Annotated in this window: 22 protein-coding genes; 10 read left to right on the top strand and 12 right to left on the bottom strand. The window is 70.8% G+C overall.

Translation table 11 applies throughout. The annotated features are described in order from the left end of the window. The first annotated feature begins 33 nt into the window (after positions 1–33). The 8 genes from paaA to V1457_RS29850 all read left to right on the top strand — a co-directional run bounded on the left by paaA (position 34) and on the right by V1457_RS29850 (position 8,244). On the top strand, positions 34–987 hold the full coding sequence (paaA, locus tag V1457_RS29885; RefSeq protein WP_200071972.1) for a 1,2-phenylacetyl-CoA epoxidase subunit PaaA: 954 nt from the start codon (positions 34–36) through the stop codon (positions 985–987). Beyond that, entirely contained in the window at positions 984–1,283 is a 300-nt protein-coding gene (gene paaB / locus V1457_RS29880) for a 1,2-phenylacetyl-CoA epoxidase subunit PaaB (protein ID WP_200071973.1), read from the top strand. Before paaA ends, paaB begins: the two co-directional genes overlap by 4 nt. A gap of 8 nt (positions 1,284–1,291) precedes the next feature. Continuing rightward, complete coding sequence (paaC, locus tag V1457_RS29875; protein ID WP_200071974.1) at positions 1,292–2,200, top strand: 1,2-phenylacetyl-CoA epoxidase subunit PaaC; 909 nt, start codon at positions 1,292–1,294, stop codon at positions 2,198–2,200. Further along, positions 2,194–2,697, top strand: a complete 504-nt coding sequence (paaD, locus tag V1457_RS29870; protein WP_200071975.1) for a 1,2-phenylacetyl-CoA epoxidase subunit PaaD — start codon at positions 2,194–2,196, stop codon at positions 2,695–2,697. Before paaC ends, paaD begins: the two co-directional genes overlap by 7 nt. A 23-nt stretch (positions 2,698–2,720) precedes the next feature. Next, a complete protein-coding gene (gene paaE / locus V1457_RS29865; RefSeq protein ID WP_307850207.1) occupies positions 2,721–3,818 on the top strand; it encodes a 1,2-phenylacetyl-CoA epoxidase subunit PaaE in 1,098 nt (365 codons plus the stop codon). A gap of 447 nt (positions 3,819–4,265) precedes the next feature. Continuing rightward, positions 4,266–5,096 (top strand): metal-dependent hydrolase, encoded by an 831-nt coding sequence (locus V1457_RS29860; RefSeq protein WP_200071977.1) that lies wholly within the window; start codon positions 4,266–4,268, stop codon positions 5,094–5,096. Positions 5,097–5,301: 205 nt separating this feature from the next. Then, positions 5,302–6,609 carry an MFS transporter gene (locus V1457_RS29855; protein ID WP_338598588.1) on the top strand — a complete coding sequence of 436 codons (1,308 nt, stop codon included), beginning with the start codon at positions 5,302–5,304 and terminating at the stop codon, positions 6,607–6,609. Positions 6,610–6,780: 171 nt separating this feature from the next. Next, positions 6,781–8,244, top strand: a complete 1,464-nt coding sequence (locus V1457_RS29850) for an amidase (RefSeq protein ID WP_338598586.1) — start codon at positions 6,781–6,783, stop codon at positions 8,242–8,244. A 33-nt stretch (positions 8,245–8,277) separates the two neighbouring features. Here V1457_RS29850 and V1457_RS29845 read toward each other — a convergent pair whose 3' ends face one another. From V1457_RS29845 to V1457_RS29795, 11 genes are all read right to left on the bottom strand, one after another. Continuing rightward, a complete protein-coding gene (locus V1457_RS29845; RefSeq protein WP_200071980.1) occupies positions 8,278–9,159 on the bottom strand; it encodes a nuclear transport factor 2 family protein in 882 nt (293 codons plus the stop codon). A gap of 166 nt (positions 9,160–9,325) precedes the next feature. Beyond that, positions 9,326–10,390 (bottom strand): PDR/VanB family oxidoreductase, encoded by a 1,065-nt coding sequence (locus V1457_RS29840; protein ID WP_338598574.1) that lies wholly within the window; start codon positions 10,388–10,390, stop codon positions 9,326–9,328. Positions 10,391–10,398: 8 nt separating this feature from the next. After that, positions 10,399–11,370, bottom strand: a complete 972-nt coding sequence (locus tag V1457_RS29835) for a metal-dependent hydrolase (protein ID WP_338598572.1) — start codon at positions 11,368–11,370, stop codon at positions 10,399–10,401. 184 nt (positions 11,371–11,554) lie between these two features. Further along, on the bottom strand, positions 11,555–12,559 hold the full coding sequence (locus V1457_RS29830) for a 1-aminocyclopropane-1-carboxylate deaminase (protein WP_295150119.1): 1,005 nt from the start codon (positions 12,557–12,559) through the stop codon (positions 11,555–11,557). Positions 12,560–12,706: 147 nt separating this feature from the next. Then, positions 12,707–13,591 carry a sucrase ferredoxin gene (locus V1457_RS29825; protein WP_338598569.1) on the bottom strand — a complete coding sequence of 295 codons (885 nt, stop codon included), beginning with the start codon at positions 13,589–13,591 and terminating at the stop codon, positions 12,707–12,709. Continuing rightward, a complete protein-coding gene (locus V1457_RS29820; protein WP_338598567.1) occupies positions 13,588–14,841 on the bottom strand; it encodes a JmjC domain-containing protein in 1,254 nt (417 codons plus the stop codon). The genes V1457_RS29825 and V1457_RS29820 overlap by 4 nt, the downstream gene beginning before the upstream one ends. Next, entirely contained in the window at positions 14,831–15,136 is a 306-nt protein-coding gene (locus tag V1457_RS29815; RefSeq protein WP_338598565.1) for a hypothetical protein, read from the bottom strand. Before V1457_RS29815 ends, V1457_RS29820 begins: the two co-directional genes overlap by 11 nt. 132 nt (positions 15,137–15,268) lie before the next feature. Next, positions 15,269–15,937 carry a glycosyltransferase gene (locus V1457_RS29810; protein WP_338598563.1) on the bottom strand — a complete coding sequence of 223 codons (669 nt, stop codon included), beginning with the start codon at positions 15,935–15,937 and terminating at the stop codon, positions 15,269–15,271. Continuing rightward, complete coding sequence (locus V1457_RS29805) at positions 15,934–16,536, bottom strand: SAM-dependent methyltransferase (RefSeq protein WP_338598561.1); 603 nt, start codon at positions 16,534–16,536, stop codon at positions 15,934–15,936. Before V1457_RS29805 ends, V1457_RS29810 begins: the two co-directional genes overlap by 4 nt. Next, positions 16,533–17,267, bottom strand: a complete 735-nt coding sequence (locus V1457_RS29800; protein WP_295149685.1) for a PIG-L deacetylase family protein — start codon at positions 17,265–17,267, stop codon at positions 16,533–16,535. Before V1457_RS29800 ends, V1457_RS29805 begins: the two co-directional genes overlap by 4 nt. Before the next feature lie 3 nt (positions 17,268–17,270). After that, a complete protein-coding gene (locus V1457_RS29795) occupies positions 17,271–18,248 on the bottom strand; it encodes an acyl-CoA dehydrogenase (protein WP_338598559.1) in 978 nt (325 codons plus the stop codon). A gap of 64 nt (positions 18,249–18,312) precedes the next feature. Between V1457_RS29795 and V1457_RS29790 the strand changes: the two genes are divergently transcribed. Further along, on the top strand, positions 18,313–19,500 hold the full coding sequence (locus V1457_RS29790) for an FAD-dependent oxidoreductase (RefSeq protein WP_338598557.1): 1,188 nt from the start codon (positions 18,313–18,315) through the stop codon (positions 19,498–19,500). Positions 19,501–19,515: 15 nt separating this feature from the next. On the opposite strand, the gene V1457_RS29785 is transcribed toward V1457_RS29790, so the two are convergent. Continuing rightward, positions 19,516–20,589 carry an aldo/keto reductase gene (locus V1457_RS29785; RefSeq protein WP_338598555.1) on the bottom strand — a complete coding sequence of 358 codons (1,074 nt, stop codon included), beginning with the start codon at positions 20,587–20,589 and terminating at the stop codon, positions 19,516–19,518. A 507-nt stretch (positions 20,590–21,096) separates the two neighbouring features. On the opposite strand from V1457_RS29785, the gene V1457_RS29780 reads away from it, so the two are divergent. Next, positions 21,097–22,170 carry a glycosyl hydrolase gene (locus V1457_RS29780; RefSeq protein WP_338598553.1) on the top strand — a complete coding sequence of 358 codons (1,074 nt, stop codon included), beginning with the start codon at positions 21,097–21,099 and terminating at the stop codon, positions 22,168–22,170. The last annotated feature ends 44 nt before the right edge of the window (positions 22,171–22,214 follow it).

Raw genomic sequence — 22,214 nt, 5'->3', positions numbered from 1 at the left:
GCAGGCCGGTCGCACAGCGGGAGGTGAGCGCCGGTGACCAGCGGGACGGCCGAAGGCGAGCTGCAGCGGCACTTCGACGGCACGATCGAGCGCGACCAGCGCGTCGAGCCGCGGGACTGGATGCCCGACGGCTATCGCAAGACGCTGGTCCGCCAAGTCGCCCAGCACGCGCACTCGGAGATCATCGGGATGCAGCCGGAGGGTGCGTGGATCTCGCGCGCGCCCTCGCTGCGGCGCAAGGCGATCCTGCTGGCGAAGGTGCAGGACGAAGCCGGGCACGGGCTGTACCTGTACTCGGCGGCGGAGACGCTCGGCGCGGACCGGGCGGAGCTGACCGGAAAGCTGATCTCCGGGCGGCAGAAGTACTCGTCGATCTTCAACTACCCGACGCTGAACTTCGCCGACATCGGCGTGATCGGCTGGCTGGTGGACGGCGCGGCGATCTGCAACCAGGTGCCGCTGTGCCGCAGCTCGTACGGCCCGTACGCGCGGGCGATGGTGCGGATCTGCAAGGAGGAGTCGTTCCACCAGCGGCAGGGCTACGAACTGCTGCTGCAGATGATGCGCGGCACCGCGGCCCAGCGGGAGATGGTGCAGGACGCGGTCGACCGGTGGTGGTGGCCGTCGCTGATGATGTTCGGCCCGCCGGACGGCGATTCGCCGAACACGCAGCAGTCGATGGCCTGGAAGATCAAGCGGCACACCAACGACGAACTGCGGCAGAAGTTCGTGGACATGACCGTGCCGCAGGCCGACGCGCTCGGGGTGTCGCTGCCCGATCCCGAGCTGCGCTTCGACGCCGAGTCGGGCGGGTACGAGTTCGGCGAGCCGGACTGGGCCGAGCTCAAGGAAGTGATCTCCGGCGGCGGGCCGTGCAACGACGAGCGGATGTCCCGGCGCAGGAGCGCGCACGAGGACGGCGCGTGGGTGCGGGAAGCGGCCGCCGCGCACGCGGCGAAGCGGGCCGCGCGGAAGGAGCCGGCATGAGCGAGGAATCTCCCCGATCGTCCTGGCCGCTGTTCGAGGTCTTCGTGCGCGGCAAGCGCGGTCTCAACCACGTGCACGTGGGTTCGCTGCACGCGCCGGATGAGCAGATGGCGTTGCACAACGCGAGGAACCTCTACACCCGGCGCAACGAGGGCGTGAGCATCTGGGTGGTGCGCGCGGACGCGATCACCGCGTCCAGTCCGGACGAGAAGGACCCGATGTTCGCGCCGAGCGGCGACAAGGTCTACCGGCACCCGACGTTCTACGCCATTCCCGACGACGTTCCGCACATGTGAGGTCCACTGTGTCCTTCGACAACGCTTACGAGGCGCTGACCGAGCAGAACGACTCGCGGTGGGCGTTCGGGACCGGGTTCGACGATCCGCTGTCCGGTGTGGACGGTTCGGTGCCGGACGGGGTGGACGGGGCGGTGCTGGCGCACTACTGCCTGGCGCTGGGCGACGACGCGCTGATCGCCGCGCAACGGCTGAGCGAGTGGGTGACGCGGGCGCCCGAGCTGGAGGACGAGGTCGCGCTGGCGAACATCGCGCTGGACCTGCTCGGGCAGGCCAGGCTGCTGCTGGCGCGAGCCGGGCAGGCCGACGGGTCCGGCCGCGGCGAGGACTCGCTGGCGTACTTCCGCGACGCCGCCGAGTTCCGCAACGTGCGGCTCGCCGAGTTGCCGCGCGGCGACTTCGCCGAGCAGATGGCCCGGCTGCTGGTGCTGTCGAGCTGGCGGCTGGCGTTGTGCGCGCGGCTGGTCGACTCGCGTGATCCGGTGCTGGCGGCGGTCGCGGCCAAGAGCGTCAAGGAACTCACCTACCACCGCGACTACGCGGCGCAGTGGGTCGTTCGCCTCGGCGACGGGACCGCGGAGTCGCATCGGCGGATGTGCGAGGGGATCGCCGCGGTTCGGCCGCACCTCGCGGAACTGTTCCACACGCACGAAATCGAGCGGCGCGCGGTCGCCGACGGCGTAGGGGTGGATCCGGCCGAGGTGCGTGGTGAGGTGGACGAAGTGCTGGCGCGAGCGTTCGCCGCGGCGACCTTGCCGCACCCGGGAACGCCGCCCGCCGGTGACGAACTCGGGCGTGCCGGCGAATTCGGGCGTGGCGGCGAATTCGGCCGCGCGGGCGAGCACACCGAACATCTCGTGCCGCTGCTGGCGGAGATGCAGGGCTTGGCGCGGGCGCACCCGGAGGCGACGTGGTGACGATCGTGAACCGCGCGCGGGAGGTCGCCGAGACGGTGACCGACCCCGAGCTGCCGATGTTGACCCTGGCGGATCTGGGAGTGCTGCGCGGAGTCGAGGTCGGTGCGGACGGCACCGTGGTCGTGACGCTGACCCCGACGTACTCGGGATGCCCCGCCATGGCGGAGATGCGCAGCGACGTGCACCGCAAGCTCACCGGTGCCGGTTACCCGGACGTCGAGGTGCGCACGGCGCTGCATCCGCCGTGGAGCAGCGACTGGATCACCGAGCACGGGCGGCGCAAGCTCGCCGAGCACGGCATCTCGCCGCCGGGTGAGGCACCCGCGGCCGCCGGGCCCGTCCCGCTCACGCTTGCGCCGCCGCCGCGCCGCATCGCCTGCCCGCATTGCGGTTCGGCCGAGACCGAAGAGCTCTCCCGGTTCAGCGCCACCGCGTGCAAGGCGCTGCGCCGATGCACGGCCTGCGCGGAGCCGTTCGAGCACATCAAGGAGATCTGATCGTGACCGAGACACTGTCTAATGTGGATCAACGGGCCACTGCGGACGATCGGGCCGGTTCCCGCCGCGGCGCGTTCCACACCTTGCGCGTCGAGTCGGTGGACCGGCTGTGCGACGACGCGGTCGCGGTGACCTTGGACGTGCCCGCCGCGCTCGCCGACGAATTCGCGTTCCGGCCCGGCCAGTCCTTGACGCTGCGGCGTTCCGAGGCGGGTGGTGAACATCGCCGCTCGTACTCGATTTGCGCGCCACTGGGCGCGAAACCCCGCATCGGGGTGCGGCTGGTACCGGGCGGGATGTTCTCGAGCTGGCTTTGCGACGAGATCGCGGCCGGTGACGAGATCGAGGTGGCGCCGCCCTCCGGTTCCTTCACCCCGGATCTCGCGAGCGGCGGACGGCATGTGCTGGTCGCGGCGGGTTCCGGGGTCACGCCGGTGCTCTCGATCGCGGCGAGCCTGCTGCGCGAGACGGATTCGCAGGTGACCCTGGTGTACGGCAACCGGCGCAGCGACACGGTGATGTTCGCCGACGAGCTCGCGGATCTGAAGGACGCGCATCCGTCCAGATTGGACCTCGTGCACGTGCTTTCGCGGGAACCGCGGGAATCCGAGCTGATGTCCGGAAGGCTCGACGCGGACAAGCTGCGGGCGCTGGCCGGTGCGTTGATCCCGGTGGACGGCACCGAGCACTGGTGGCTTTGCGGACCGTTCGGAATGGTCACCGCAGCGCGGGAAGTGCTCGCGGAACTGGGGGTCGCACCGGGCCGGGTGCACCAGGAACTGTTCTACGTGGACGATGTGCCGCCGGATCCGGTGCGCCACGAGGAATCGGCGCCGCCCGGCGAGTGCAGCGAGGTGACGATCGTGCTGGACGGGCGCACCAGCACGCTGAGCCTGCCGAAGGACGAGCCGGTGCTGGACGCCGCCCAGCGCTCGCGCCCGGACCTGCCGTTCGCCTGCAAAGGCGGCGTGTGCGGCACCTGCCGGGCGAAGATCACCGGGGGAGAGGTCGCGATGCGCCGCAACTTCGCCCTCGAACAATCCGAAGTGGACGAAGGCTTCGCGCTGACCTGCCAATCGTTGCCGGTCTCCGACGCGGTGACAGTGGACTACGACAGCTGAGCCACCGGGACCGCTGCACAGCGTCGTACCGCTCCGGCGGCCCGGTCACTGCCGCGGACCGCTCGGCACGAGGTAGCCGCACGGGTAGCGCGCTTTCCGCTCGCGCCTGGTGACGTTGTCGGTCAGCGGGCCGGTGTAGACGCCCGGTGCAGTTAGCCGTTGGCGAGCACGTCCAGCCGATCAGTTCGCAAGCGAACTGCTCGTCATCGCCGGTGCCGCGTGCACGTCCGAACGGCCGCCCCGGGATGCGGCCCGCCGGTGACGATCAATGCACCCGTCCGGCGGTGCCGGCGCGGGACGAACCCCGACATGTTGATCAGAGCAGCGGCGGGCGCCCACAGCGGTCGACCGCGGTTCCGCCGCGTGGGCGGGGAGCCGTTTCGCGGTGCGGGACCGGGAGCGACGCCGCTTCGCACACCAGCTGGAAAACGTCCTGGGGGATCCACGATGCAAGCGGGCGGGCACGCCTGCACCGGTGCGCTCGCCGGTGCCTTCTCCGGCAACGCGGTCGCGGCCCTGACCGGCGCGCAACTCGGCGCCACGGCCACGGCGGTCGGCGCGCTGCTCGGCGCGGGCGCGGCACTCCTGCCCGACCTGGACGCGGACGGCACGACGGCGTACCGCTCCGGCGGCCCGGTCACCGCCGCGGTCGGCAAGTCCTTCCAGCGCCTGGCCCGTGCCGCGTACGCCCGCACTCGGCTGCCGCACGACCCGAAAGGCGACGGCGAGCACCGCGGATTGGTGCACACACCGGTCTTCGCGGTCGCCACCGGACTGCTCGTCGGGCTCGGCGCGCTGGTCACGCCGTGGGTGACGATGGCGACGCTGATCGTCGTGCTCGCGCCCGGCATCGCGGCGCTGTCCCGCTCCGGTCCCGGATGGGTGCGCCGCCGGTTGCGCACGCATCGGGACGGGATGGCGCTGCTGGCCGCCGCGGTGATCACGCTCGCGCTGCTCGTCGGCGGGGAAGGGGACGAACTCGGCTGGTACGCCGGGGTTTCCATCGCGGTCGGCATGATCGTGCACTCCGCGGGCGATTCCGCCACCCGCAGCGGAATCCCGTGGACGTGGCCGATGCGCCGCCGATGCTCGCAGTGCTCGGGACCGGCGGAGTGCGCGGGCAGCCGCTGGCGGCGCGGGCACGTGCTGCCGAAGAACCTGCGGTGGCGGGTGGGTTCCCGGTCCGGCCAGCGCATCGAGCAGGTCATCGAGGTGATCTGCCTGGTGCTGGTGGCGGCGCTGGTGCTCCCGGACCTGAGCACCCTGCTGACCGGTTGAGCGATCTGCTCCGCCGCGACCGGAGCGAACTCGACCGGCCCGGTGGCTGCAGCGGATCACGGCTTTGAACTGCTCGTAGCCGGTGTGCACCGAGCGCGGAAGCAGCGCCGCGCGCTCCTCGCGTCCTGAACCGGGGATTTCGTACGTTGACAAAGCAACCGGGCGGAGCAATCCTCAGTGGCCATTCCGGGCAGGGAGGCCGCACATGGACGCAACGCCGGCCATCGACGAGACACCGCGCACCCAACGCCGCCGAGCCGTCGTCGCCAGCGTCGTCGGCACGACCATCGAGTGGTATGACTTCTTCCTCTACAGCACCACCGCAGCGCTGATCTTCCCCAGCGTGTTCTTCCCGCACTCGGACGAGAGCACGGCCATCCTCGAATCGTTCGCCACGCTGTTCGTCGGCTTCGCCGCCCGGCCGGTCGGTGCGGCGGTGTTCGGGCACTTCGGCGACCGCATCGGCCGCAAGGCCACGCTGATCAGCACGCTGCTGCTGATGGGCGTGGCGACCGTGTTGATGGGTCTGATCCCGAGCCACGCGACCATCGGGTTCGCCGCTCCGATCCTGCTGGTCGTGCTCCGCATGTTGCAGGGCATCGGGGTCGGCGGCGAGTGGGGCGGTTCGGTGCTGCTGTCCATGGAATGGGGCACGCAGAACCGCCGCGGACTGATGGCGAGCTGGCCGCAGATGGGCGTGCCGATCGGGCTGCTGCTGTCCACCGGCACCGTCGCCGCGGTCAGCGCGGCCACCGGGGACGCATTCGAGGTCTGGGGCTGGCGGATTCCGTTCCTGGCCAGCGTGGTGCTCATCGCGGTCGGCCTCTACATCCGGCTGCGCGTGCTGGAGAGCCCGGACTTCCGCGAGGTCAAGCAGCAGCGCGCGGTGGTGAAGATGCCGGTGTGGCGGGCGCTGCGGGACCACCCGCTGGAGGTGCTCACGGCCGCATTCGTCCGGCTGTCCGAGCAGGCGCCGTTCTACCTGTTCATCACGTTCGTGCTGACCTACGGCACGACCGAGCTGGACATGCCGCGCAGCCAGATCCTCAACTACACGCTGATCGCGGCGGCCATCGGCCTGATCACCATCCCGCTGTTCGGGCACTTGTCCGACCGGTTCGGGCGCAGGCGCATCTACGCTCTGGGGATCGTGCTCACGGCTGCGTACGCGTTCCCGTACTTCGGGCTGCTGAACACCGGCAGCGGCGGGCTGGTGCTGATCGGCATCGTCGTGTCGCTGATCGTGCACGACATCCAGTACGGGCCGCAGGCGGCGTTGATCGCGGAAAGCTTCGGCACCAACGTGCGCTACAGCGGAGCGGGCCTGGGTTACCAGCTCTCGTCGGTCATCGCGGGCGGTCCGGCGCCGCTGATCGCCGCGGCGCTGTTGACCAGCACCGGAGGCAGCACGAGCATCAGCTGGTACATCGTCGGGTGCTGCGTGCTGTCGCTGGGCGCGCTGGCGCTGATGCCCGCGGCCGGTCGAAGCGGGACGGGCCGAGCGGACGGCTGAGCGCCGCCCGGCGCGCTGACCGCCCGCGAGCGGCTGCGGGGCCGGTGATCGGCAGGGCAGGTGGGTCCATCCGTTGCCCTGGCAGGGTTTCCGCGCCGATTCGTGAGCCGGTGCAGGCAACTGTGCGAAGGTGATCGCGACCGGCATCGGATCTCGGGGGCAAGGATGGACATGGCTGGTGACTCGGTGCGCGACGACGAGCTGGCGTGGCTGGACGCGACGGAGCAAGCCGAGCTGGTGCGCGGGGGCGAGCTAACACCCTCGGAACTCGCCGAGGCGGCCATCGAACGCATCGAGCGAACCAACGGCGCGCTGAACGCGGTCGTCACGCCGCTGTTCGAGAAAGCGGTGGCACAGGCCGCATCGGCGCAGTTGCCCGCAGGCCCGTTCCGCGGGGTGCCGATGCTGTTGAAGGACATGGTGTGCCACTCCGCTGGCGACCCGTTGCACGGTGGGATGCGGGTGCTGCGCGACCACGGCTGGACCGAGCCGGAGGATTCGCACCTGGCGGCGCGATTCCGCGCGGCAGGGTTCGTGTTCTGCGGCAAGACCAACATGCCCGAGCTGGCCACCAGCGTCACCACCGAACCGCTCGCGCACGGCGCGACGCGCAACCCGTGGGACCCGTCGCGTTCGCCCGGTGGCTCCAGCGGCGGCTCGGCCGCCGCGGTCGCCGCCGGGATGACGCCGGTCGCGCACGGCAACGACATGGCGGGTTCGATCCGGGTTCCCGCGAGCTGCTGCGGGTTGGTGGGGCTCAAGCCCACGCGGGCGCGCACCTCGCTAGGTCCGGGCCACGGTGAATATTGGGGACCGGTGGCCCACGAGCACGTGCTGACCCGTTCGGTGCGGGACAGCGCCGCGGTGCTCGACACGATCCGCGGCATGGCGCCCGGCGATCCGTACACCGCGCCGCCGCCTTCCCGGCCATACCGGGAAGAAATCGGCCTCGACCCAGGGGCGCTGCGTGTCGGGCTGCGCACCGCGGTGCCGGGAGCGGCCGGTCAGCCGCACCAGGATTGCGTCGCAGCGGTGGATGAAGCCGCGCGACTGCTGGAGTCGCTCGGGCACCACGTCGAGCCGTCCGCGGCAGCGGTGCTGGACTCGCCCGCGATACTCGAGGGTTTTTCCGCCGTGTTCGGGACCATCGTCGCTTGGGAGGTCGACCGCTGGTCGCAGCGCATCGGCAGGCGGATCGACCTCGGTGAGCTGGAACCGATGAACGCGCGGACTGCCGAAGTGGGCCGCTCGGCGCCCGCCACGCAGTGGCTCTCCGGTTTGCACACCTGGCAGCAATGGGCGCGAGAGGCGGCCGCGCTGTGGGAGCAGGAGCTGGACGTGCTGGTCACGCCGACGCTGGCGACGCCGCCGTGGCAGCTCGGTGAACTCGCGCCGACCGCGCTGGCACCGGCCGAGCTCGCTGCCGCGGTAGGCGAGAAGATCGCGTTCACCGTGCCGTTCAACATCACCGGACAACCGGCGATTTCGCTGCCGCTGCACCGGAATCCCGATGGCTTGCCGATCGGGGTGCAGTTCGTCGCCGCGTACGGGCGCGAGGACGTGCTGATCCGGCTCGCCGCCCAGCTGGAGCAGGCCGCGCCGTGGTCGATGGCGCGGCCGCCGGTGTCGGCGTGAGCGGGGTACCGGCGGATTGCGCTTGGGCGTGCGCTACCGAACCTCGTCCGGGCCGGGAGCGGCTTCCTGCGCCGAGTCGTCCTCCGGCTCCGAGCGCAGCGCGCTGATCCCGGCAACGGCGTAACCGCCCGTCAGCAGGCCGAGCACCCGGGCCCTGATCGACATTCCGCGGGAGAAGGCCGCGGCGGTGTCGGAAAGATCCACCAGCAGCCCGAGCAGCTGCCACTGGCGTTGCCGGCGCCCGCGGCTGGTGAGCGTGCCAAGCCCGAGGGCCGCGGCGCGTCCGGCGAACACCCGCATCAGGTAGTTCTCCCGCGGGCCGTCTGCTGCCAGGCCGACCAGCCGGGCGGAGCGCTGCGGCGCCACCCAGGCCGAAACCGCCAACAGCAGCCGCCCGAACGCGAGCGCGCGCACGAGCGGCGGGGTGGGCACGTGTTCGAGGTCGTGCGGCAAGAACTTCCGCCGCACCAGCAACGGCCCGACCCCGGAGTTCCACCAGCGCCGCCACGCCGCGGGCTGCCGGGCGAGCAGCGCCACCGCGGGCAGCGGATCGAGCCGGGCCTGCCTGCGCAGGATGCGGCCGTCCTCGTCGAGGGTGAGCTGATCGGTGACCGCCAGCCGCAGCGGCAACCGGCCGAGCGTTCCGGTCAGCCGCAGCTCGATCCGCACGGTGCGGCCTTCGGCCGCCCAGCGCAGCACCTCACCTCTCAGATCCGGGATGAGCTCGAGCAGCCGCCCGTACTCCTCGGCCAGCGCGTGCCTGCCCACCCGGTGCCGCAGCAGCGGCTGGACCAGCTCCGCTTCTTCGGCTAGCAGGTCGTCCCAGGCGTGCGGGTGCGGAGCTCGCCACCCGGCGGCGAACGCCGCCACGGCAGCCTCGGCGATCGATCGGTTCGCGGAGTTGTCGTGGTCCACGTCGTCTCCTCGCGGGTGGCGCGGACTCAGGTCGTGGGTGAGCCCGGGCGGTGATGAAGCCCTTCGGCGGTGTAGTAGAGCATGTCGGCGGCCGATTGCGGAACGTCGTGCGCGCAGTCCGGCAGCGAGTCTGCGCCGGTTCCAACAGGTCGTTGCGGAGGCTCCGTCAGAGGTCGAGCACCAGCGGGCCCTGTTCGGCGCGGGAAACGCAGATCGTCATGGAATCGGCCCGCTCATCGTCGGTGAGCACGTGGTCGCGGTGCTCGGCGGTGCCGCTGAGCAGGCCCACCTTGCAGGTGCCGCAGAAGCCTTGCCTGCAGGAGTAGGCGACATCGGGGAGCGCTTCTCGCACCACCTCCAGCGCCGTCCGGTCTTCGGGGACGTGCAGCGTGCGGCCGGTGCGCTCGAGATGCAGGTCGAACGGTTTCCCGTCGACGATCGGCGGCGCCGAGAACCGTTCGGAGTGCAGCTCGGCAGCCCGGCTGATGGCCAGGTCCATCCGCACACCGGTGATCATCGGTACCGGGCCGCAGCAGTACACCGTTGCGTCCTCCGGTGCGTGCTCCAGCAATTCACCGCTGGAGACCGGGACTCCGTACTCGGTGTCCGGGCGGACCCAAACCCGTTCCGGGGCCAGCCGGGCGATCTCGTCCAAGAACGGCATCGACTCCCGTGACCGTCCACAATAGACGAAGCGCCAATCGGTGCCCGCGGCAGCTGCGGCACGCACCATCGGCAGGATCGGGGTGATGCCGATGCCGCCGGCCACGAACAGGTAGCGCTGCGCCCGGATGAACGGGAAGGCGTTGCGCGGTCCCCGCGCGGTGATGCGGCTCCCGACGTCCAGCTCGGCATGCACTTCGCGCGAGCCCCCGCCGCCGTCGGCGATCCGGCGAACCGCGATCCGGTAGCAGCCGCGATCCGCCGGATCGCCGCACAGCGAGTACTGGCGCTGACGCCCGGACGGCAGGACCACGTCGATGTGCGCTCCCGGCGACCACGCGGGCAGCGCGGCTCCGTCCGCGGGCACCAACCGCAGGCTGCGCACGTCGTCCGCTTCGGCGCGCGCGTCGTCGACGACCAACCGCAGGTCGCGGTTCACCGCCCGCACCGGCGGTCGCGGCCGGTCGAAGGCGATCAGCTTGCTGTAGACCGACATCAGCGCGGCGAGGCCGCGCATGAACCGGTCCGGCCGGTCCCGCCCGTGCACGTCCGGTGGTGGCGTGAACATCGCGGCGCTCAGTGGTCGGAGGCCGGTGCGGCGGGGTGGTCGGAGGCCGGTGCGGCCGGGCGCTCGGAGGCCGGTGCGGCCGGGTTCTCCGCGGCCTGCGCGGCCGGTGACCTGGCCAGGTAGGACACCGCCCTGGTCGTCGAGCCGTGCTGCGACGGGTGGAACGAAGGCCGGAAGTACGGCGCCATCAACCGGGCGGTCTCGCGCGGCCCGGGCAGCAGGCCCAGCCGGGCGCTGCGGAAGTAGTCCCGCCACCGCGGCTTCGACCGCCCGCGCAGCTTCGGATCGTTCGCGATCAGGAACTTCGCCCCGCGCGCCCACAGCGTGAAGAACAGCGGCAGGGCGAGCAGGAAGAACCGCACCCGCTTGGAATACCGGCCGTCCAGGTGCATGAACAGGTCGAACGCGACCGAGCGGTGCTCGACCTCCTCCGCGCCGTGCCAGCGCAGCAGGTCCAGCATGGTCGGGTCGGCCTGCGCGCGGTCGAGCGCTTCCGCGTCGAGCACCCATTGGCCGAGGAACGCGGTGATGTGCTCGATGCCCGCGATGAGGCCGACCCGTTCCACCACCCAATCCTCGGCGCGCGCGCCGGTGTGGCCGCGGTCGCCGAGGAGTTTGCGGAACATCCAGGCGATCTGGCGCACGTATGGCTCGGTGTCCAGGTCGTGGGCGTTGAAGTGGTCCAGCACGCCTTGGTGCGACATGGCGTGCACGGCCTCCTGGCCGACGAACCCCTGCACGTCCTCGCGCAGCCGGTCGTCCTTGATCATCGGCAGCGCCTGCTTGAAGACCTCGACGAACCAGTCCTCGCCCTCGGGTAGCAGCAGGTGCAGCACGTTGATCACGTGGGTGGCGAACGGCTCGTCCGGGATCCAGTGCATCGGCAGCTCGGACCAGTCGAACCGCACGTTCCGCGCCTGCAGCGCAACGCGCTCCGGATCGTCCACACCGGACTCCGGTGGGTGCTCGTCGTGCGTCATCGCAAGACCTCCTCGCGGTGCGGCTCGGCGGGGCGTTGCTCGTTCGGCCGGTTCGGCGGTGCGACGGGTGACCGGCTCCGCGTGTTACTGGAAGTAACGGGTACTGGAGGTGGCACTATGCAGCGCTGCGCGCGCCGCTGTCAACGCCGGGCGAGGTGCCCGGCGCCGGTGAAGTCCAGCAACCTCAGAAGGCGCCGGCGTAGGCGTTCAAGGCAGGCTGACCGCCGAGATGGGCGTAGAGGACGTTGGAATCGGCTCCGATCTCGCCCGAGCGCACGAGGTCGATCAGACCGGCCATCGACTTCCCCTCGTAGACCGGATCGATGATCATGCCTTCCAGTTCGGCGGACGTTCGGATCGCGTCGAGGGTGGATCGCACCGGGATGCCGTAGCGATCGCCCGCCCAGCCTTCGAGCACGGTGATCTCGTCGTCCCGGAGTTCGCGCTCGAGCCCGCTGAGCTCGGCGGTGTTGCGGGCGATCCGGTCGACCTGGTCCCGTGCGCTGGCCGGCGTGGCCGATGCGTCGATCCCGATGACGCGACGCGGCCCGTCCTGCTCGGCGAACCCGGCGATCATGCCCGCGTGCGTGGACCCGGTCACGGTGCACACGACGATCGTGTCGAAGTGGACGCCGAGTTCGGCCTCCTGGCTGGCGACCTCGCGCGCCCAGTTCGCGAACCCGAGCCCGCCCAGCGGGTGCTCCGAGGCGCCGGCCGGAATTCCGTAGGGGATTCCGCCCGCAGCGCGGACTTCTTCCATCGCGCGCTCCCAGGAATCGCGGATGCCGATGTCGAACCCCGCCGGGTCCAGTCGCACGTCGGCTCCCATGAGCCGCGACAGGAGGATGTTGCCGACTTTGTCGTTGACCGCGTCGGGCCAGTCGACCCAGTTCTCCTGCACGAGGCGCGCTTTGAGGCCGAGCTTCGCCGCGACCGCGGCGACCTGCCGGGTGTGGTTCGACTGGTACCCGCCGATCGAGACGAGCGTGTCGGCGCCGGAGGCCAGCACGTCCGGGACGATGTACTCGAGCTTGCGGGTCTTGTTGCCGCCGTAGGCCAGACCGGAGTTGCAGTCCTCGCGCTTGGCCCAGATCTTCGCCCCGCCCAGGTGCGCGGTCAGCCGTTCCAGCGGATGCACCGGGCTGGGGCCGAAAAGCAGCGGATAGCGGGGGAAGTCGTCGACGGGCACGCGAATCTCCTAGTCGGGTCGAGGGGTGAGCCGGCTCGATGATGCGGGCTTGCCGGGCGAACGAGAAGCCCGGTGAGCGAGGCGGTTCGCCGCTGGCAGGTGTCGGAGTCTCGATCCGAGTGCTGCGTCGCCCCGACCGGCGGTCGGTCAGCGGAGCAGTCGGACGAGGTCGAACACGCGCACCCGGCCCGGAGCGGTCGCCGCGCAGGTCAGCGGCCGTCCGGTGTCGAGCCAGCGCTCGTGCAGCAGCACCGTGCAGTCGGGTTCGGCGAGGCGCACCCGCCAGCCGGTTTCCCCGTCGGGTTCGGCGCTGACCAGGCGCAGGGTGTCGACGCCGGTGGTTCCGGTGGCCGCCCGCGCGTGGTGCTGCGCGGCCTGAGCCGCAGGGGACAGCGAGGAGCGGCCGCGTACCCAGCGCGGGTCGAGCGTCCCGGCGCCGTAGTCCTGCACGGCCGCGAGCGCGTCCGGAACCGGAACGCTGCCGAGGAGGTAGCCGTGCGGTAGCAGGACCGTTGCGGGCGCGAACCGGCAGCCGCCGACGTGGCTGCACTCCCAGGTGCTCTCCGGCTCGGCCGCGGCGAGCGCGGCCGCCACCGGACGCCCGCGCACCGCGCAGCACGTGTCGTGCCTGCCGTGGGTGCAGACCAGCGTCAGCGGGCCGTCCAGGGGCTCACCGGGTGATCCGACGGCGGCGGGCAGCTCCGCGTCCGCGGTGAATTCGCCGGTGCGGATCGACTCGTGGCCCGGGCGGGAGTCCACTCGGAACCAGCGGCGCCTGGGCCTGTTCCGTTCTTCGCGTCCCGGTTTGCGCACGAGGACCAGCCGCGCGTTCCAGGTGGCCGCCCACTCGGAAAGAGCGGTCACGGCACCGGGATGGATGCCGGACCCGGTCAGCGCGTCGCGTCCCCACGGGCCGGGATGCTCGACCAGGAACCATCGCTGCGCGGGCGGCGCGGATCCCTCCAGCGGGTCGCCCGCCGCCTCGGCCACGAAGGAGCAGCGCGGCCACGTCGGTGCTAGCGACTCCGTCACGTCATGGTCGCCGGTACGAGCACGCCTTCCCGCAGCAGTCGGCGCACCAGTACCAACTGGTCGGCTTCGTCGGCTTCGGGCAGGTCTCCCACGCGCAACGTGCCGCCGGTCAGCAGCGCGCGCAGCGGCGCGGCGGTGGCCGCGGGCAGCGAGATCTGCCGGTCCGGCAGCTCCAGCACGACGTGGTCGTGGCCTTCGAGCAGCCGGTGGTGCAGCCCGGTGCGCCGTCGGACGGCGTCACCGACCGCCAAGCCGTCGGCGAAAGCGGCACCGGCCACCGGCCGGATCGGTTCCGGGCGGCCACCCGACCAGACCTTGCCGCGCACGTGGCGCGCGGCGTCCTCGGCGGACACGTCCTGCAGCGCAGCGGCCAACGCCGTGCGCACGGCGTCGAGATGCGGGGCGAGTTGTTCCGGGTCCGCCACGTCGATGCCCAGCGGCAGCGACGCGCGCAGCTCCGGGTCCTGCGCGCAACGCGCGGTCAGCGCCTCCACCAGCGCGAACCTGGTGATCACGTGCACGCCCACCGTCAGGTGCGCCGAGACGTCGTTGAGCGCGGTCGCGGCGTGCAGCCAGCCCCGCGGCAGGTACATCGCGTCGCCCGGCTGAAGCACGGTGTCGATCTCGGCGTCCTCGCGAGCGCGATCGGCCACGGCACTGGCGTGGTCGTTCCAGGGCTGATCGCGCAACGGGTCGCCGTGCACGGGAGCGTGCACTGTCCAGTGCTTGCTCCCGGCGAGCTGGAGCACGAACACGTCGTGCACGTCGTAGTGGGCGGAGAACCCGTGCGAGGTCGGCGGTGTCACGTAGGCGTTGGCCTGCACAGGATGGCCGAGCTCTTCGGCGAGCGTCGTGGTGAAGTCGATGACGCCGGACCAGCAGCGGTGCAGCGCCTGCAGCACCACCGTGGTCCCCTCGCCGAAGAGCGCGGCGACCTTGTCGTCGTGCACCTGGTCGCCGATCTCCGCGCCGACCCCGCCGGGGCCGGTGAACCAGCTCGAGTCGACGACCGCGCCTTCCCGCGCGAGCCGCAGGAACGGCGTGCGCAGCCCGCGGCGGGAGAGCAGCTCATCGACACCGTCGAGGTCGAGCACATCGCGGAAGGCGTCCGGATCGGCGCCGCGCACGAGCAGCGGTGCGCGACCCCAGTGCCGATGGCTGAACTCGGCCACGTCCGGTCCGACGACTCGGGACAGCGCGTCCGGGGGAGCGGCGGCGCCTTGCGCTGGTTCGCTGAGCTCAGCGGGCACCGCTGTCGGCTCCGCCGTCGGCGCCGCCGTCGTGCTGTCCCGGTGTGCCGGGTCCCGCACCGGAGTCGGCGGGTCCTTCGGCCCCGGAGTCGGCTCCGCCGTCGGCGCCGCCGTCGTGCTGTCCCGGTGTGCCGCGTCCCGCACCGGAGTCGGCGGGTCCTTCGGCCCCGGAGTCGGCTCCGCCGTCGGCGCCGCCGTCGTGCTGTCCCGGTGTGCCGCGACCCGCTCCGGAATCGGCCGGACCCTCAGTGCCGCCGCTGCCCGTGGTCCGCATGTCATCGTCGTCGAGTGCCACTGACAACCTCCTCGCGTCGTGTGCACCGAAGTGGTGCCCTTTTCGAATACCCGGGGCGCGCGTTGGCTATGCCGCAGCACGGCGGACAAGCGCCTCCGGCACGTCGACTCAACGGTCGAGCGCCGCTCAGAACTAGGGCGCCAGTGAACGGAGGTTCTCGGCGAATCCCGCAGGGGCCCGTCCGTGCAAGCGCGCGCTGGTACGCACAGGTTCTTCGACGGTCGCCAGTATCCGGAAGTTCCGCCTGTGCAAGCGGGTGAGCAGGCCCGCGTCCTCTCCCGTCGCCAAGGGTGGGAAACCCCCCACTCGCAGGTATGCGTCCGCGCGCACGCCCAGGTTCGCTCCGTGCGCGTGTGAATGCCCGGCTACGGGGCGGTAGTGGCGCTCGAAGGCGTCGTGCAGGTTTTCGTCGGCGATCCGGACCGTCCCCGCGACCGCGTCCCAGCCGCTCGCCGCAGCCTCGAGCTGAGCGACCAGCCAGTTGAGCGGTACGACGGAATCGGCGTCGGTGCAGGCGATCCACACCCCGTTGCTGCCCCACCGGCGCAGCATCGCCTCCGTGCCCACGGCCCGCGCGCGACCGACGTTGGATCCGTTGATCGGCAACGTGAACGCGCCGCCGTGTGCTGCGCGGCGCGCGGTGCTGTCCGTGCATGCATCCGCGACGACGAGCACTGCGAACGACACGTCGGTGGGCAACTGGCTCGCCGCAGCCCTGACCGACCGGACGCACTCGGCGATGGTGTCCTGCTCGTTGCGCGCTGGAATGATGACGGCGATGGCGCGTGGTGTCCGGTTCATCTGCCGCCTTGCTCGTTGGTCGTGACGAGGTCGATGACGAAATCCCGTTCGCTGTAGCAGCCGAGCGGCACGAACCGCCGGTCAGCACGTAGTTCGTCGTGCACCGTGTCGCCGTTGCAACAATGTTCTGCGCATGCCGGGCGCCAGTGCACGGCGACGAGGGTGCCGCCGCGCTGCAAGCCTGCCGCGGCCGCCGTCCACAGTGCACGGCGGTCGTTCGCGCACAGGTAGTAGGCGAGTTCGCTGACGACGATCAGGTCGAACGTCGATTTCGGCCAGTTGCCGGGAACCGCGCCTTCTTCCACGGTGACTCCGGGCTTGGGAGCCAGCCGCCGACGCGTGGTCTCGACGGCACGATCATCGATGTCCCAGCACAACAACCGGCCACAACGGCGAGAAAGCACTTCGGACAGTATCCCGATCGAGCAGCCCGGTTCGAACGCGTTGTTGTAGTGCTCCCGCGGGAGCAGCGCTGTCGTGCAAGCGTACTTTCGCCGCTCGTACCAGCTGTCGGAGAGCTGCCACGGGTCGGTGCTGGCCTGATATTTCGCCGCGAAGTAGGCGGCGCCGAGCGATTCCTCCGCTTGTCCGGTGCTCATACGAAGAACACCTCGAACTCGCGCAGCAGCCGGTCCAGCGCGTAATCGGGTAGCACCGGCCGGTCCTCGGGGCATGCCGACAACGGCTGCGTCTGCGAAACGAATTCTCCTGCCGCGAAACGCTTGGCCGCTGCGAACTCGGTCTCCAGCGCGACCGATCGGGCGCGATGCCAGGGAACCCGCGGGTCGGCGGGCGCAGCCCAATGCCACATCCAAACCGGGTAGCAGGCGTACCCGCATCCGGCGATGCCGGCCGCGCGGCGTGCTGCCCTGCCGACCGCTTCATGGTCGGGATGACCGTCGCCCGGCCATGTCGCCAGCAATAATGTGTCTGGTGTGGACAGTCGGGCCAGCGCGGAGGTGAGTGCTGACTCGCTGCCGGCTACTTCGCCGTCGCCGACGATCAGCCGTACGACCCGCCGGAAATCCAGCCCGAGCCGCGCCCATGCCGCTTCGCTTTCGGCGCGGCGTTGGTGCGCCATCGCGTCGACCGACCACGTTGGACTGTCCGGGTGGGACCGTTCACCGTCGGTCACGGCGACGAGCGTGATCGCGGAAGCGGCGCGCGCCCATCGAGCCAATGTTCCGCCTGCGCCGAGCACCTCGTCGTCCGGGTGCGGCGCGACGACGATCACTTCTTCCGGCATCGTGTCGAGACGCCGGGAAGGGCACAGCTGCGGCCAGCGGCGCCAGCGTTCTTCCGCGGTGCCCGTTCCGGAAAGATCGCGCATGGCTCACCGGTCCCCGTCGGATTCGTCGAGCAACTCGGCGAGCGCGGCAAGGTCCCGCTCGGCGTGGCTCTGCCGCACGTAAGTCGTCAGATCCGCGATGCGGCGCGAGTGCTCGCCGTCGGTCGCCAGCGGGCCCGGGCCGAGCGCCCTGCCGACGCGGTCGATCACCACTCGCGTCGTGTCTTCGACGATGGCCCGCACCCGCAGGGCCGTCACGTGTCCGGTGTTCGCGTCGTCCCAAAGTTCTTCCGCCGCCGAGGAAAGCGCCCAGCGGCTCCCGGCGAGGGAGGCGTCGACAGCGCCGAGGTGCGCTCGTCCGTGCTCGTCGAGCCGCCCGCGTGCGCCCGCCCGGTACAACGGCCCGGCGATGCCGACCGCGCCACCGAGCCAGCACGCGGCTACGGAGACCGCGCCGTACCAGAAACCGGGCCGATCGAGGTAAGCGCTTGGTCCGCCGACGGGGACGGCCGGAACCGCGTGCAGTGTCACGTGCCTGGTGTCGCTACCGGCCATGCCGACGCCTTGCCAACTGGGTTCTCCCGGGACGACACCGTCACCGCAGTCGACGGCGAAGAGACGAGGCCCGTCCCGGCAATGCGCGGTGATCAACGCGTGCGTGCACACGGTGGCTCCGGAACACCACTGCTTGGTACCTGAAAGCTGCCATGCGCCACGGTTGTCGACGAGTCCCTCGACGCGAGATGACGGCGACTCCGCCGCCCAGACTCCCCAGTACTGCCCCGGCTGCACCGGCGGACCGCCGAGTTCGAAGTTGATCGTGGCGGCATCCACGTGCGCTTCGACCAACCTGGCGAGGTCCAGGTCGTCAGCGCCGATCGAGCAGAGGTACCGCCACCGCCGCCGGTGGTCGTCGGGTCGCCGCGAACCCTGGCGCAGGCATTGCGAGACGGCCTCGTTGGCGACCGCTTCGAATGCCGAGACGGCTGTGCGGCCGGTGGCAGCTTCTTCTACGGCAACCATGCTGCCGCCATGCCCTGTGAGCGCCAGGCATAAACGCCGACGTCTCGGGGTACGACCGCCTACGATGCCGGATGAACACGCGACAGTTGTGGTGATCGGTGGCGGTCCCGCGGGCGCATCCGCTGCTCGTGGTTACCGCGCAGCCGGTGGTACCGGTCGGGTAGTGGTGCTCTCCGCGGACACCGCGGCGCCCTATTTCCGGCCTGCCCTTTCCAAGGAGTTCCTGCGCGAAGAGTTCGACGAATCCGATCTCCCCATCGAGCAGCAGGAGTTCTACGACCGCTGCGACGTCGAGTTGTGTTTGGACGAGCCGGTCGAAGCTCTGCGGCCCGGTGAGCATGTGGTCCGCACCCGAAGCGGCCGGACGTTCGGCTATCAGCGCTGCATCCTGGCAACCGGCGCACGCCCGTCGTCGCCGCTCCCGGGTGCCGATCGCGAATCCGTCCGGACGCTGCGGTCGTTGGACAGCGCACGCACGCTTCGCGCGATGACGGAACGCGCGAGCAAGGTGGCCGTCGTCGGCGCGGGATTCATCGGGTGCGAAGCGGCGGTTTCGCTGGCGCGGCGCGGCAAAACCGTGACGCTGACGGCACCGGATGTTCTGCCGCAGCAACGGAGGCTCGGAGCCGTGGCCGGCGGGCGCATACTCGGTTGGCTGCACGAGGAGAACATCCGGACCGAGCTGTCGGCGAAGGTCGACCAGATCGCAGACGGACCCGAGTTGCAGCTCGCCGACGGCAGAACGATCGACAGCGAGATCGTGTTGCTGGCGACAGGCATCCGACCACGCGTGGAACTCGCCGCGGACGCAGGGCTCGCCACTGCCGAGGGCCGCGTTCTCACCGACGCCCGGATGCGCAGCACCGCACCGGACGTGTACGCAGCCGGGGACGTGGCGCTCGCCCACAACGCGACGGCGGGCAGGCCGCTGCTCGTCGAACATTGGGGTGAGGCGCTCACCATGGGCGACCTCGCCGCGCGCAACGCGGCCGGCGACGACCGGGTTTGGGACAACCCGCCCGGCTTCTGGACCGACCTCGGTGGACGAGCCCTGAAGTACGCCGCGTGGGGAGACGGATACGACGACGCCCGGGTTCACGAGCACAGCGACGGAGCATTCACGATCTGGTACGCCAGCTCGGGTAGCTGCGTGGGTGTGCTGACCTACGGCGCCGACGAGGACTACGAACGCGGTATCGAGCTCATCTCCCAAGGGGCCGCATTGCCGAGCGAGGCCGCGTTGCAGAAGTAGCCTCGGCGAAGCGAGCTACTTCTGCTCCCCGAAGACGTTCGCCGCTTGTTCCCGGTAGTACTCGGCCTCGGCCGGTTCGGGCCGGTCCTGGGCGGTCATCATCCGGTGCCACAGCGGATAGTAGGCAGGCAGCTGCGAGGCCGCGGTGATGCGGTCGCGGTCCTGCAGCGGCAGCTCGAGCTCCGCGGCTTCGAGGTCCGCCTTCAAGTGCTGGGGGTCGCGTGCGGCGATCACGGTGCCGTTGACGCCGGGACGGCCCAGGATCCAGGAGATCACCACCTGCGGGATCGTCCACCCCAGTCCTGCGGCGATCTCGTCGAACAGCTCGATCAGGTCGTAGGCCCGGTCCCAGTCCACCACGTGCGGTTCGGGCCAGCCCGCGCCTTGCCGGGTGTCGGACGGCGTCTCGCGCCCCCGCCGCACCTTGCCGCCCAGCAGCCCCTCTCCGAGCGGGCTCCACCCGAAGGTTCCCACCCCGAGGTCGCGGGCCGCGGGGATGATCTCGTACTCGATCTCGCGGGCTTCCGGGGTGTAGTACACCTGCTGCGCGACCGGGCCTTCCAGGCCGGCCAGCCGCGCCTCGTACACCGTCTTGGCCAGTTGCCACGCGTTGAAGTTGGACACGCCCCAGTACCGAACCTTGCCGGCCTTGATCAGCTCGTTGACCGTGGTGATGGTCTCGGTGATGGGAGTCTGCCCGTCCCACTGGTGGACGTAGAGCAGATCGAGGTGATCCGTCCGCAAGCGCGCGAGGCTGTCCTCCACGGCACGGGTCAGGTGGTACCGCGTGGCGCCGGAGTCGTTGGGACCGCTGCCCACCGGCATTCGCGCCTTCGAAGTGAGGATGACGTCGTCGCGGGTGTTGCCGAGGACCTCGCCCAGCACCCGTTCCGCATCTCCGGCCGAGTACATGTCGGCGGTGTCGATGAAGTTCACGCCGCGGTCCAGCGCCTCGCGGATCTGGTATTCGGCGTCGCTTCCGCGCACACCCGCGATCTTCTCGAACCCACCGCCGGAACCGAACGGAATGGTGCCCAGCGCCAGCCGGGACACGTAGAGCCCGGAACTTCCGAGCCGTGTGCGCTCCATGTGGCAACTCCTCGCTCGTGCCGGGTTCGTCGGACCACCGCAGGCCGGTGCCGGATGGTCGCCCGCAACCGGTCCTCGCGAGCCGGGCTCGTTTCGCCACCTCGCGGGGGAGGCCGGTAGCAAGGGTGTTTCCCAAAAGGCGCGGGAAAACACTTCACCGGTCGCAGCAGGTTCCGGAACCGAGTCCGTCCACTGTGGTGTTTCCGGTGGCGGTGCTGCAGCAGGCGGTCGTCGCTGGCTGCCGCCTCAAGTGAAACGTTCGAGAGCACCCCGAGTGGTCGGCAACCGCTACGCATGCGGCGCGAGCCGCCGGAGATGCCGCGCTGAGCGCGGGGCGGCTCGCGCCGGTCCGGGAGACGCAGCGTGCTTTCCCCGAATCCTGCGACTCCGTGAGTGGAATCCCCGCAAAGCGCTTTCCGGGCCCGTCGTCGCGATCTGCCGGGCTGGTGCCGGTGATGAGCTGTGACGGCGCGGCGGTGCGGCCGACCTGTCCGATTTGGAGGAAAAATGCGTTCGTCCTGGAAACTCGGCACGCTGGTGGGCGTGCTGGGCTTAGCGGGGCTCGTGACCCTGCTGGCGGTGTCGCCACCCGGCACGGGGGCGATGACGTCGTCGGCAGCAGCCCGCGCCGCGGAGCCGCCGCCGTTGGACGCCCGGTGGTACGGGGCGGCGCCGTATGTGACGCCGATGTACGGCGATCCGCCGGACCTGGCTCGAGTGCTGCACGACACCGGGCAGAAGACGTTCCAGCTGGCGTTCGTGCTCGCCCCGGAGGGCGGCGGGTGCCGGCCCACTTGGGACGGCACGGCCCCGGTTTCCGCGGACGACGCAGCGGCGAACACGATCGACGGTGTTCGCGCGGCGGGTGGTGACGTCTCCGTGTCCGTCGGCGGCTACGGCGGGACGAACCTCGGCCAGACCTGCGGCACGCCGGAAGCCACGGCCGCGGCCTACCAGCAGGTCATCGACGCGCACCGGCTCCGGGCGATCGACTTCAACCTGGAAGAGCCGGAGATCGGGCAGCCCGGCGCGATCCGCAACGAGCTCGCGGCGGCCCAGATCCTGCAGCGGAACAATCCCGGCCTGTACGTCTCGGTGACGACCGTCGCGTCCGCGACCGGCACGACCCCTGCCGGGCAGGGCCTGCTGGACGCGGCCAAGGCGCTGAACTTCGTGCCGAACAACTACGCGATCATGCCGTTCAACGGGTTCCCGGACGCCGACAGCCAGATCGCCTCGCTCGAAGCGTTCCACGGCGCCTTGATGACCACGTTCGGCTGGGACGACGCCACCGCGTACGCGCACGAGGGCGCTTCGCTGATGAACGGGCGATCGGACGCGGGCGAGTACTACCGCCAGCAGGACATGCAGGCGGTGCTGGACTACGCGCTCGGCCGCGGGTTCTCCCGGTACACGTTCTGGTCGCTCAACCGGGACCGCCAGTGCGACCAGCCCGACAGCGGCCAGACCTCGGGCACGTGCAGCAGCGTGCCGCAGCAGCCGTGGGACTTCACCAAGTTGACCGCGCGGTTCGCCACCGCAGCACCGCCCGCACCGGCGCAGCCGGTCGCCGGCGGCTGACGGGAAGCAGGAGTGGTCGCGGGGCTGCTAGCGACCACCCGCTC

The sequence above is a fragment of the Saccharopolyspora sp. SCSIO 74807 genome (assembly GCF_037023755.1).
In the GTDB taxonomy this organism is placed as follows: Bacteria; Actinomycetota; Actinomycetes; order Mycobacteriales; family Pseudonocardiaceae; genus Saccharopolyspora_C; species Saccharopolyspora_C galaxeae.
Note: the sequence above shows the minus strand (reverse complement) of the source record. Positions and strands in the feature narration are given on the sequence as shown.

Bases quoted from the DNA above. Each gene is read 5' to 3' on its own strand.
- V1457_RS29785 (WP_338598555.1), bottom strand. From the start codon at position 20,589: ATGGAGCGCACACGGCTCGGAAGTTCCGGGCTCTACGTGTCCCGGCTG.
- V1457_RS29780 (WP_338598553.1), top strand. From the start codon at position 21,097: ATGCGTTCGTCCTGGAAACTCGGCACGCTGGTGGGCGTGCTGGGCTTA.
- paaB (WP_200071973.1), top strand. From the start codon at position 984: ATGAGCGAGGAATCTCCCCGATCGTCCTGGCCGCTGTTCGAGGTCTTC.
- V1457_RS29855 (WP_338598588.1), top strand. From the start codon at position 5,302: ATGGACGCAACGCCGGCCATCGACGAGACACCGCGCACCCAACGCCGC.
- V1457_RS29800 (WP_295149685.1), bottom strand. From the start codon at position 17,267: ATGCGCGATCTTTCCGGAACGGGCACCGCGGAAGAACGCTGGCGCCGC.
- V1457_RS29850 (WP_338598586.1), top strand. From the start codon at position 6,781: ATGGCTGGTGACTCGGTGCGCGACGACGAGCTGGCGTGGCTGGACGCG.
- V1457_RS29790 (WP_338598557.1), top strand. From the start codon at position 18,313: ATGCCGGATGAACACGCGACAGTTGTGGTGATCGGTGGCGGTCCCGCG.
- V1457_RS29795 (WP_338598559.1), bottom strand. From the start codon at position 18,248: ATGGTTGCCGTAGAAGAAGCTGCCACCGGCCGCACAGCCGTCTCGGCA.
- V1457_RS29835 (WP_338598572.1), bottom strand. From the start codon at position 11,370: ATGACGCACGACGAGCACCCACCGGAGTCCGGTGTGGACGATCCGGAG.
- V1457_RS29810 (WP_338598563.1), bottom strand. From the start codon at position 15,937: ATGAACCGGACACCACGCGCCATCGCCGTCATCATTCCAGCGCGCAAC.
- V1457_RS29840 (WP_338598574.1), bottom strand. From the start codon at position 10,390: ATGTTCACGCCACCACCGGACGTGCACGGGCGGGACCGGCCGGACCGG.
- V1457_RS29860 (WP_200071977.1), top strand. From the start codon at position 4,266: ATGCAAGCGGGCGGGCACGCCTGCACCGGTGCGCTCGCCGGTGCCTTC.
- V1457_RS29805 (WP_338598561.1), bottom strand. From the start codon at position 16,536: ATGAGCACCGGACAAGCGGAGGAATCGCTCGGCGCCGCCTACTTCGCG.